The sequence below is a fragment of the Candidatus Stygibacter australis genome, assembly GCA_030765845.1.
In the GTDB taxonomy this organism is placed as follows: Bacteria; Cloacimonadota; Cloacimonadia; order Cloacimonadales; family TCS61; genus Stygibacter; species Stygibacter australis.
Genome location: JAVCDJ010000119.1, coordinates 1 through 11,291 on the forward strand (window position 1 = coordinate 1; position 11,291 = coordinate 11,291).

10 protein-coding genes are annotated in these 11,291 nt (G+C 40.2%); 1 reads left to right on the forward strand and 9 read right to left on the reverse strand.

What is annotated here, in order from left to right; genetic code table 11:
• From RAO94_06125 to RAO94_06165, 9 genes are all read right to left on the reverse strand, one after another.
• Positions 1–1,285 (reverse strand): AIR synthase related protein (locus tag RAO94_06125; protein ID MDP8321909.1); only part of this gene is annotated, 1,285 nt, incomplete at its 3' end.
• Between the two features lie 2 nt (positions 1,286–1,287).
• Positions 1,288–2,391 (reverse strand): AIR synthase-related protein, encoded by a 1,104-nt coding sequence (locus RAO94_06130; GenBank protein ID MDP8321910.1) that lies wholly within the window; start codon positions 2,389–2,391, stop codon positions 1,288–1,290.
• Between the two features lie 9 nt (positions 2,392–2,400).
• Positions 2,401–3,894 carry an IMP dehydrogenase gene (locus RAO94_06135; protein ID MDP8321911.1) on the reverse strand — a complete coding sequence of 498 codons (1,494 nt, stop codon included), beginning with the start codon at positions 3,892–3,894 and terminating at the stop codon, positions 2,401–2,403.
• 12 nt (positions 3,895–3,906) lie between these two features.
• Positions 3,907–4,359, reverse strand: coding sequence for an aspartate carbamoyltransferase regulatory subunit (gene pyrI, locus RAO94_06140; protein ID MDP8321912.1), 453 nt, complete (start codon positions 4,357–4,359; stop codon positions 3,907–3,909).
• A 1-nt stretch (position 4,360) separates the two neighbouring features.
• Positions 4,361–5,263 carry an aspartate carbamoyltransferase gene (gene pyrB / locus RAO94_06145; protein ID MDP8321913.1) on the reverse strand — a complete coding sequence of 301 codons (903 nt, stop codon included), beginning with the start codon at positions 5,261–5,263 and terminating at the stop codon, positions 4,361–4,363.
• A gap of 12 nt (positions 5,264–5,275) precedes the next feature.
• Positions 5,276–6,652: an orotidine-5'-phosphate decarboxylase gene (gene pyrF, locus RAO94_06150; GenBank protein MDP8321914.1), complete on the reverse strand. Its 1,377-nt coding sequence runs from the start codon at positions 6,650–6,652 to the stop codon at positions 5,276–5,278.
• Between the two features lie 8 nt (positions 6,653–6,660).
• Positions 6,661–7,932: a dihydroorotase family protein gene (locus RAO94_06155; GenBank protein MDP8321915.1), complete on the reverse strand. Its 1,272-nt coding sequence runs from the start codon at positions 7,930–7,932 to the stop codon at positions 6,661–6,663.
• A gap of 4 nt (positions 7,933–7,936) precedes the next feature.
• Positions 7,937–8,728: a dihydroorotate dehydrogenase electron transfer subunit gene (locus tag RAO94_06160; protein MDP8321916.1), complete on the reverse strand. Its 792-nt coding sequence runs from the start codon at positions 8,726–8,728 to the stop codon at positions 7,937–7,939.
• Positions 8,715–9,656 carry a dihydroorotate dehydrogenase gene (locus tag RAO94_06165; protein ID MDP8321917.1) on the reverse strand — a complete coding sequence of 314 codons (942 nt, stop codon included), beginning with the start codon at positions 9,654–9,656 and terminating at the stop codon, positions 8,715–8,717. The genes RAO94_06160 and RAO94_06165 overlap by 14 nt, the downstream gene beginning before the upstream one ends.
• Before the next feature lie 1,126 nt (positions 9,657–10,782).
• Between RAO94_06165 and RAO94_06170 the strand changes: the two genes are divergently transcribed.
• Positions 10,783–11,241, forward strand: coding sequence for a reverse transcriptase domain-containing protein (locus RAO94_06170; GenBank protein ID MDP8321918.1), 459 nt, complete (start codon positions 10,783–10,785; stop codon positions 11,239–11,241).
• Positions 11,242–11,291 lie beyond the last annotated feature (50 nt).

Here is an 11,291-nt window from a genome sequence, read left to right on the forward strand (position 1 = left end):
CATATTTCATGGGCATCACTCCACCTGTCCCACAATATACCAGAGGTTTTCCGCTATATCTATCATCAAAAATGATCGCTCCGTTTATTGTAGGAATACCGGATTTATTTCCTCCGTCTTCAATTCCTTTCCTCACACCTTCAAATATTCTGCGTGGATGCAATTGCCCTGGCAACAGCGGTTTATCATAATCAGGAGTCCCAAAACACAGTACATTAGTATTGAATAATAGCTGTGCTCCACCGATCCCGGTGCCCAGAGGATCACGATTATTACCTAAGATACCTGTTATAGCTCCTCCATAAGGATCGATTGCAGAAGGAGAATTGTGGGTTTCCACTTTCCAAACGAACACGCGCTCATCATCTATTTGAACCACTCCTGCATTATCTGTAAAAACCAGCTTAAGCCAGTTGTTTCCTGCGGCTTCAAATCTCTGGATCACTTTATCAGTTGAACCTTTTATATAAGTTTTAAATAGAGAATCGATTTCCAGGACTTCACCTGTTTCCTCATTCCGGTAATTTATCAAAGCACCAAATTCTTTATGCTTACAGTGCTCTGACCAGGTTTGAGCGATCACTTCCAGTTCACAGTCAGTTATTTCCTTACTGATCCCTTTCTGTGCTCTACTGGCAAGTACATCTTCGGATTGAAAATGCTCTTTTATCGCTTTCATCTCATCCAGATTCAATGATAGTAATCTTTCCCGAGAAATATTTTTTAGTTCTTCATCACTCACGAGCAAATCAATTGTTTCTCCATCAGTGTTTTCTTTAATCTTTACTTCAGGAATATAGAGAATATTTTCTTTAGTTTCTCCATACTCAAAATGATTAATCAGTTTATTACCCAGTAGTGTCTCTGCCAGTTCATGCAAAGCATCATCAGCTAATTTATGTTCAAATAGATATAGATCCTGTGAAAATATATGCTGTCTCTTAACGTCGATATCAAGATCAAAGAGGTCTGCAAGAGTTTTTTGAGCAGAAATACCTTCATCATCGGTAACACCGGGAAGTTTCGCTACGAGCACATAGCTTCTGAAAATCTTATCTATAAAAAGCTTATTGATATAGTAATCATGAATAATATCATCTCTTAAACCCTTTTCAGCAAAATCCTTTACCTGCTGTTTGCTCAGATCATAGTTGATATTGAATATTCTGGTTGCTTTCACTTTTCCGGTCTCGATCCCCAGATAATTCTTAGCTTCCCTGATAACCCGTTCTGCTTTATTATCTCTGATACCAGGTTTCAGTACTAATTGGATTTGATTGATCATATTTATTTTACCTGTCCGCTATTTGTGTCATAAACTAATATTTGGGGTTCATTACCTTGGGAATGGATCACTATTTCCTGCTTTTCAGTAATTTCTCCAGCTATTTTACAATCATATCCGGATTGAGCGATAATATTGCATATCTCATCAGCATTATCGTTACTTACCACCAGCATCATCCCATTTCCCATATTCCAGATCAGGTATGCCTGTTCTTCACTTATCTGACCCATTGACTGCACTTTTTGCATAAACCCGTGCGGAGCAAATATACTATCAAGCCGGGCGCCACTCTTGGTTAATTTCAATACCCGGTTAAGATTATCAGCAATTCCACCACCGGTGATATGAGCAATACCCTTGATCTCTTTTCCGTCTTTTATCAGTTTCGTGATTAATGGTGAATATATCTGGCAGGGGGTGAGTAATTTCTCGCCCCAGCTTGTCTCTTTATCAAATTTCTCTTCATGCCAGTTCTCTCCGAACTTCGCCTGGAGTACTTTTCGTAAAAGGGAGAATCCATTACTGCGAAAGCCTCTGCTTGCCAGACTGATAACTTTATCTCCTGGAGTAATAGTTTGCCCGGCAATAGCCTCTTTCAGTTCATCAGGTAATATTCCCGTTGCAGTAGAGCACCAGTTGAAGTGCATTCTGTCTCCCCAGCCCCCGATGCGATTGCCTAGTTCAGCAATTTCTCCTCCAGGTACTGAAATACCGGAGAAATCTGCTGCTTCTGCTAAGCCCATCATCAATTGATCCACGATCTCAGCATCCAGAAGATCCACATCCAGAATATTAGAAAGATTCGCTGCTTCAAAGCCGTTTGCTGCCAGATCATCTACCACCATTGCCACCAGATCATATCCGAGAGTATTATATATTCCGGTTCTTTCAGCAAGTTCCACCTTAGTGCCAATTCCATCAGAAGTGATACCAATTCGTACGCCATTATAATCAATCACGTTGGAAAAAGCCCCTTCAATTCCCTGCTTAAGATCTCCAGCCTTACCGCTTCTATTACTAAATGTCTTCTTTGCCCAGCCAAAAGCTATCTGAGAACATTTATTCCCCAGATCTATATTAGTTCCGCTCTCTATTTTTTTCATATTTACCTGCTAAAAGTTTTGGGTGGTTTCCGAATGCTTATTCTCACCCGGGATATATACATCATGAGCTTTTCCTTCTCTGATAGATAAAGCTGATATAAGTTCCAATTCCGCTTTCTGATGAAATTCTGTAATAGTTGCTGAGCCGCAGGTACTCATAGATGCTTTGATCTTGATCAATGTCTCATCCAGATTATCACGCAGTCTGCCACTATATTCCACAAAGCCTTCCACCCCTTCCACGAATTTCATCTGATGATAACGCTTTTCCACCCATTCACGTGCTTTGGCACTTCCCTCTCCCCAGTATGGTTTCATCACTCTATTATTGATCACAATCTTATTAGTCGGTGATTCTTCCATTCTGGCAAAGTATCTGCCCATCATCACGTAATCAGCTCCAAGTGCCAGGGCAATAGTTATATCCTTCGTGCTGGTAACTCCACCATCAGCGATCAGGGGAATATATTTCCCGGTTTCTTTATAATATCTGTCACGTTCCGCAGCAACATCAATTATCGAGGATGCCAGTCCTCTACCGGTACCTTTTTGTTCCTGAGTAATGCAGATAGAGCCTCCGCCCATTCCTATCTTTACCGCTGAGCAGCCAATATCAACTATGAACCGGAAAGCTTCTGCAGTGATGATATTTCCACCTATCAGCGGGATATGAGGATATTCTTTCAAAGACCATTCTACTGTCTCCTGAAGGTAAACCGAAAAACCATCCGAAGAATCTACTGAGATCACATCCACTTCAGCTTCAGCAAGTGCCTTTATCCGCTCCTGATAATCATGAGTATTCACTGCTGCTACTGCCAGAAGACGTTTACGATCATCGCATACTTCATCCGGATTATTAAGGTGATCATTGATATCTTTACGAAATACCAAAGATTGAAGTCTTTTATGATCATCTAATATCGGCAGTACAGATTTATGACTTTCCAGCAACAAATTATTTGCTTCTTTTAGATCACTAATATTATAGCCTACTTCACAATGATCAACAGGGATCATTCGCTCCCTTACCAGCACACTGCCATGCAGGCCCAGGTCATAATCATATTTTGAGAGTAAACCTACAAATACATTAGTTTCATCAACTACCGGAAAAGTAGAATATCCCGTTTTCTCACGGATCTCATACATCTCGGCAATCGTCATATCAGGTGAAACAGTTTTGGGATTAACAAATCCTGCTTTATAATTCTTGATCTTCCTGATCATGTCTGCCTGTTCATCAATTGGCTGTGAGCAGAATATAAATGCCACTCCACCCAGCTTGGCAAGTTCAATTCCCATCCTGTCTCCGGACACGCTCTGCATTGCTGCTGAAACTATCGGTATATTGAGCTTGTATTTTCCCTCATTGCGAGTGGAATATACCAGTGGAGTCCGCAAACTTATCTTTTCAATAGTAGATTGCTCCGTTGTGAGTCCAGGCAGCAGCCTGAATTCTAAAAGGGTTCTGGAAGGCTCATATATTATTTTCTTTGCCATTTTATCTCCTGGCTATATCAGGCGTTTAAATTTTACTTCATCAACAGTATATTTCTTTTCACAATATGCGCAGCGCACTGTCATATTATCTTTATTAATATCAAATCTGCTGCTCATGTTTTCCGTATTTGTAATGCAGGTGAGATTAGGGCACACTATCAGATATTCTATCACATCCGGTATATCTGAAGTTTCTTTACTTATTACATCATAATTCTGGATTTGGACAAAAGAAGCTCTAGGAGATATCAAGGCAATACTATGCTTCTCTGCATCGCTCAAGATATAATTCTCGATTTTTATTATATCCTTCTTACCGAATTTTGAGCTTTGCAGATTTGAGCCTATCACAAAGAGTGATGACTCCACCAGATGCAGAAGCTGGGCAATATAAAGTGCTTTACCGGCAGCAATGTGATCTATCACTGCACCATTTTCTATCTGTCTAACCTTCATTTTCTTCATTTCACACCTCACCCAGTAATATTGATATAATTGCCTGACGCGTATATACACCGTTCCTTGCTTGCTGGAAATAGTAAGCATATTGCGTTTCATCCACATCAGTATCGATCTCATCCACTCTTGGCAGAGGATGCAATATCTTGAAATTAGATTTCACTCCGGAAAGCATCTCACTTTTCAGTACATAAGATCCTTTCACTTTATTATAATCTTCTATATCAGCAAATCTCTCTTTCTGGATCCTGGTAACATAAAGGATATCAAGTTCATTTATAAAGGCTTCCATATTGCGCTCTTCATGCCAGTCTATCTTCTTCTCATCAAGGTCATCAAGTATGGAGTCCGGCATTTTTAAATGTGAAGGTGAGGCAAAATAGAACTGAGGATTAAAATCTCCCATTGCCTGGCAGAGACTATGCACCGTCCTGCCAAATTTCAAATCTCCCACAATCCCAATTTTAAGGTTTTCCAGTGTTCCCTGGGTCTTTTTGATGGAATATAGATCAAGCAATGCCTGGGTTGGATGCTGATTTGCCCCGTCTCCGGCATTTATTACCGGAATACTTACCACTTCGGAAGCATATCTCGCTGCTCCTTCTATGGGTGATCTCTGGATAATAATATCTGAATATTGGCTAATAGTCTGTAATGTATCTGCAAAGGTCTCGCCCTTTTTCACAGAAGTATTTCCTGTTCCGGTCATGATCAGGGTTTTACCACCCAGCCTTTTTACTGCGGTATCAAAGGAAAATAAAGTACGCGTAGAGGGTTCGAAAAAAAGTAAGGCTGCCACTTTATCGGGAATATTCACCTTGAGCTTCCCGCTCTCAATCTTTTCTGCAACTTCCAATATTTGCAGTATTTCTGCTTTACTCAAATCCCGCATCGAAATCAGATTGTTCATTAATTCTCCCCTTTATTTTTCTCGTTTTAAATATGCTTTCCAGGCTCTTTCCCGATATATCTTTGCTGTTGCTCCTGGATTATCTGATTTTATTATCCCTCTTCCCACGATTATGCAATCTGCGCCACCTGCGATAGCTTCTTCCACTGTAATATATTGCTGACCCAGTTTATCCGTTCCACTTTCCAGCTTCACGCCAGGCATCAGAAGCATCATTCCGGCCGGGAACTTCGCTTTGAACCTTTGGATATCAGTTTTATCTTTGCCATGTCCGATAAAGCCCGAAACCACTTCAGGATTCTTTCGCCCTGCTTCCAGTACTTTTCGGGTATAGGCATCATTGATCAAATTATCCTTTGAGGACATTCTTGCCAGCAGAAAACTGCTCCTGCCCTCTATTCCTCCAAAAAGACCATCCAGTATTGCTGCTCCGGCTACCAGATGTACCGTCACAAATTCTGACCAGTCCGCTATTTTATATATCCCTGACCGATACTGCATCCGCACTGTGTTACCGATATCAGCAAACTTACGGTCTTCAAAAATATGAAAATCATATTTCTTTGAATATTCCTGAAGTTTGGGGATAAAGCCCTGATCATAATCTTCCATTATATCCGCATGAGTTTTCAGCATCACGATCTCTGAAGCAGTTTTATCTAATATATTAAAGAAATCCTTCTGATTGGTTACATCAAGTGATAAGATCAGATTACTCTTCTTTCGCTTCATTGTCTCTTGTAATTTAATTGTGAGTGAGTTTACGTTTTCTTTTTTTACTTCTATTTTATCTTCTGCCAGTCCACTGGTGAAATCTTTCACTTTGCTGATCATCTCTTCATCAATATAATTGCCTTTCTTAAGTATTGCCAGTATCTCATCCAGGTCTATCAAGCTATGCAGCTGATATCCTGACCTGCCTAATATTTCACTGCCATTATTACTGCGGTCTATCACTACCACGAAGTCTTTTACTATCACGCCTTCTGCTTCCAGTTTCTCAGCAGTTTCTATCTTGCTCTCTCCCGTTGTGATCAGATCATCTATCACCAGGCACACTGCCCCTGGCTGATATTTACCGATCACGTTATTACCGGTACCATAGGCTTTTTCTTCTTTTCTCATATAGATCAAGGGTTTCTTAATCCGGTCTGCCACCAGCGAGGCGATTGGTAATGCTGTATAAGGGATACCTGTAAGTACATCAAATTCCATCCCCTGTATCCTTTCCACTAATAATTCCACGATCCCGTCTAAAAGCTCCGGATATGAGATCATATCTCGAAGATCAAAATAAAACGGTGATACTTTCCCGCTTTTTAGGGTAAATGAGCCAAATTTCACTGCTCCAATTTCAAATAATTTTTCTATGAACTCTTCTTTTCTCATTCTTTCTCCTACTTGATTACTTCATTAATTTTTCCGTTAACTATTGTATATACAGGAGCTCCCTTATATCTAAATTCTTCAAAGGGAGTATATCTTGCCTTACTTCGGTTACGTCTTCCCCGTATAATGCCTTCCTGCTCAGGATCAATAATTGTCAGATTTGCCGTATTACCTTCTTTTATTTTCCCATAGTCCTCCAATCCAAAGATATGAACTATCTTGCTGTTCATTAGATCAATTAACCTTTCTTTAGATAATCTTCCCTGATGAACGCAGGTCAGCAGCAGTCTTAGTGATGTATCAAGTCCCGGAAATCCTGATGGTGCAGTGGAATATGCTTTGCGCTTATCTCTCGATGAGTGCGGTGCATGATCACTTCCTATCATATCTATGGTAAAATTATTTATTCCTTCCCACAAAGCCACATTATCTTCTGCAGTACGCAAGGGAGGATTCACTTTAGCGATATTTCCCACCTGAGGACATATCGTCTCATTTAATAGCAGATGATGCGGAGATACTTCACAATATACCTGCACTCCATCAGCCCTGGCTATGCGGATCATCTCTACTTCTTCTTTAGTGGTCACATGAGCAATATTGATGGTATTACCTATCGAGGTCGATAGATCAAGACAGATATCCAGACCGGTTATAGCTGCTTTCCGGTTACGGAAGAGATTATGGTTCTCTATCTTCTGAGCGAATTTATATTTGGGAACTATGAATTTCTCCAGCTCATCATGTATTGTTATCACTTTATTAAATTCCCCACCCAGTTCAAATACTTTGCGCAATTCTGACACATTGCTCAATATATCATTACTGCTGGATGCAGATAAAAAGATCTTGATCCCTATCACATCCTGAGGTTCTTCTTCCAGTATCTTTCTCAATTGCTTATAATTAGTATTAGTAGCACCCAGGTAGTACCATTTATTAACTTTGGATTTCTCTGCCGCCTTGCGCTTAAGGTCGAGGTTTTTCTGGTTTGTGGTAGCGGGTATAGTATTCGGCATATCAAATACACCGGAAAACCCACCTCTGATGGCAGCATTACTTCCTGATTTCCAGTCTTCTTTAGCAGCCAGCTCTAGATCCCTCATATGCACATGAGGATCAATAAATCCGGGGCATACCCAAAAATTGGCACAGTCAATCACTTCGTTTGCTTCTTTTGCTTTCTTCCCAATACTGACTATCTTACCGTCTGTAATGATGATATCCTGACTGGTTTCTCCAATCTGCACATTTTGTAATAAAATCTTTGTCTTTTTCATCTTGTTAAAAATATTCCTTTGTTCCCGCAGCATTGCGGTGATATTCTCCAAATTCGGTCAATTGCACAACCTGATCTTTCGCCAGTACAGGTCCTTCTACACATAGCCTTAATCCCAGGGGATCGATAGTACAATTTCCACAAATGCCAATGGCACACTTCATATATCTTTCAAACAGAAAATCATAATCCAGATCAGGATATTTCTCCAGCAGGTCACGCATTGCCTTCATCATCTTCTCAGGTCCTGATACATAAACCATATCATAATTATTTTCCGCTAAAAGTTCTCTCGCTATATCCACACTGGTACCTGCTCTTCCAAAGCAACCCGCATCAGTGATCTTCTTATATAATAACTGTAATTCTTCAAAACGACTGCAAAATACCAGGTCTTCTTTTGTCCGGGCTCCATTAACTAAAGTGATACTCGCTCCCCGACGCATTAATTCCTTACTGAGAAAATATAATGGCGGAGTGGCATATCCACCTCCTACTAAAAGGCAGTTTTTACCTTGTAAAGAAAAAGAAGAGCCATAAGCTCCTCTAAAAGATAATAAATCTCCTACCTTCATCTCAAAGAGCTGACTGGTAAATTTCCCCAGCTTCTTGATAGTCACACCAAAATAATCAGATTCACATTCTGAGATCGAGAAGGGTTTCTCTCCATGCTCAAAATCAGTCAGCATGATAAATTGACCCGGCTGAGCTTCCAGACTGTGCTTAAAGTAAAATGTCCGTAAAGTGGCACTTTCTTCTCTGATCTCTGCTATGGGTAATGTATTACGCCTGCTCATTCAGCTTCTCCAATCTTGGTATTTCATTTATATTTTCATATTTATATTTCTTCATATAATCTCTTATCCCCTGATTGATCTCCTTGAATACGCCAATACCTCCCTGATATACGGCACTCCCAACTCCCACCAGAGCTGCTCCGCTCATCAGCATTTCCACGGCATCACTACCGCTTTCCACGCCACCAGTACCAATGATGGGTATCTTCACTCTCGAATATGCTTCATATACTGCCCGCAGGGCTATAGGTTTCACGCAGGCTCCTGATAAACCACCTGTTCTATTACTAAGCACCGGTTTCACCATATCAATATCAACCAGCATGCCAGGACCTAAAGTATTGATCATGCATAATGCATCAGCTCCGGCTTCTTCTGCTGCCAGGGCAATATTTGTAAGTCCGGTCACATTAGGAGATAGTTTTGTTATCACAGGAAGTTTACTAATAGCTTTCACTCTGGAAGTTATCTCTTTCACCATATCTATAGAACCCGCCAGGGGCATTCCAAATTCATCCATTACATTAGGGCAGCTCAGATTAAGCTCAATAAAGTCTGCTTGTGAATCATTTACATGCCGCGTAAGCTCTTCAAAATCTTCTGTTTTAGTAGCAAACACACTGGCTATCACAGGCACTTCGGGCATTATTGCCTTAAATTCGTTTATCTCCTGCAGTCCGTCTATTATTCCCGGATTGCACAGACCCATGCAATTAAGCATTCCGCCTTCAAATTCTGCTACTACTGGTCCCGGATGTCCTGTGCGTAATTCTAATGTCAAACTCTTGCTTGTAATTATCCCGCAGCCATTTTCAATAACGAATTTCATCCCTGACCAGGTCATACCCATAATCCCGGCAGGCAGCACCAAAGGAGACTTTGTCTTCTTACCCAAAAATTCTGTTGATATACTTATAATGCCTTTCACTTCCTCTTCCCGTTGTTATTAATTCCGTCTTCAGAATTGCTATACAAAAAAAATATTCTCTCTCTCAAGGTCAATGTATTTATATTTTAAAATTGTGACTAGTGATTGGTGATTAGTGAACGGAAAGTCGTAAGTCGATTTTTCTACTTTGCGAATGGTTTTAACCTCCGCAATGGTAGACTTGTGAACAGTGATTGGTGAACGGAAAATCGTGAGACTAAACGACTGATAGACTACTCGACTGATAGACTGCAGGACTTAAAGACTACTGGATTGGTGATTGGTAAACAGCGATCAGTGAAAAGACTGCATACCCAGAGCTTCCAGTTCTGATTACATTTAATTTTACATTTTACATTTTCAATTTTCAATTCCTCTCTGTGATCAGTGAACAGTGAAAAGACTGCATACCCAGAGCTTCCAGTTCTGATTACATTTAATTTTACATTTTACATTTTCAATTTTCAATTCCTCTTGGTGATTAGTGAACGGTGAATTTAAATCAATATCGAGTTAAGATACCGTACCCGGTAGATTGACTTGAGGTTGATTTTAGTGAGTCTACTTCAGGACTGATAGACGGCAGAACTTAAAGACTTCTGGACTTCTGGACTTCTGGACTTCTGGACGGATAGACTACAGGACTTCTCGACTGCTTGACTTAAAGACTAAAAAAAATCGACTCACGACTCACTTCTCATCGAAGATACTCCGAAGCTTTATGCGAAGGAGTACTACTCACGGATAAATCATTACATTTTTTCGCGTCATTCGCGCCTTTCGCGGTTAAATAAATCTTACATTTCTCGTCTCACTACTCACGGATAAATCATTACATTTTTTCGCGTCATTTCGCGCCTTTCGTGGTTAAATAAATTTTACATTCTTGTCCGCCTGGGTGGATTCAATTATTCTCCCCTTCACCCTTTCACATCTTCGCCCCCTCAATTTTTCCCTCGTCTCACGTCTCACGATTTACTACTCACGGATAAATCATTACATTTAATTTTACATTCTTGTCAGCCTATGGTTGATTCAATTTTAAATTCCTCTCGGTGAACGGTGAATTTAAATCAATATCGAGTTAAGATACCGTACCCGGTAGATTGACTTGAGGTTGATTTTAGTGAGTCTACATCAGGACTGCTCATTCGGATTTCGTCCTAAACGCTCAGCTCAGGGTGCAATTCAGGCTATCAGGTCTAATTTGAAAGAAGGGAAAAGTGAAGTTTATGATGCTGATCTGTCAGGATTCTTTGATAATATTCCCCATGACAAACTAATGTTTTTGGTGGAACAAAGAATCACGGATAGACGCATTTTAAAACTGATAAAGCAATGGTTGAAAGCCCCATACTTCGATGATAACAAGCTTCATAAGAACCAAAAGAGAACTCCGCAGGGTGGAATAATATCTCCACTTCTGGCTAATCTCTATCTCAATCTGGTTGATAAAGCAGTAACGAGAAAAGATGGTTATTTTTATAAGTATGGAGTCCGAATAATCAGGTATGCAGATGACTTCATTATGATGGCAAACAAGATACCGGAACATTGTCTGGAATATCTTAATAACATTCTTTAAAGAATGGAACGAGACTGCTCAATGCAGTAATTGATTTCATTGCAAGGTTT

Excerpts from the sequence above, each read along its gene's own strand:
- RAO94_06130 (MDP8321910.1), bottom strand. The coding sequence starts at position 2,391 with ATGAAAAAAATAGAGAGCGGAACTAATATAGATCTGGGGAATAAATGT.
- RAO94_06135 (MDP8321911.1), bottom strand. The coding sequence starts at position 3,894 with ATGGCAAAGAAAATAATATATGAGCCTTCCAGAACCCTTTTAGAATTC.
- pyrI (MDP8321912.1), bottom strand. The coding sequence starts at position 4,359 with ATGAAGAAAATGAAGGTTAGACAGATAGAAAATGGTGCAGTGATAGAT.
- pyrB (MDP8321913.1), bottom strand. The coding sequence starts at position 5,263 with ATGAACAATCTGATTTCGATGCGGGATTTGAGTAAAGCAGAAATACTG.
- pyrF (MDP8321914.1), bottom strand. The coding sequence starts at position 6,652 with ATGAGAAAAGAAGAGTTCATAGAAAAATTATTTGAAATTGGAGCAGTG.
- RAO94_06155 (MDP8321915.1), bottom strand. The coding sequence starts at position 7,932 with ATGAAAAAGACAAAGATTTTATTACAAAATGTGCAGATTGGAGAAACC.
- RAO94_06160 (MDP8321916.1), bottom strand. The coding sequence starts at position 8,728 with ATGAGCAGGCGTAATACATTACCCATAGCAGAGATCAGAGAAGAAAGT.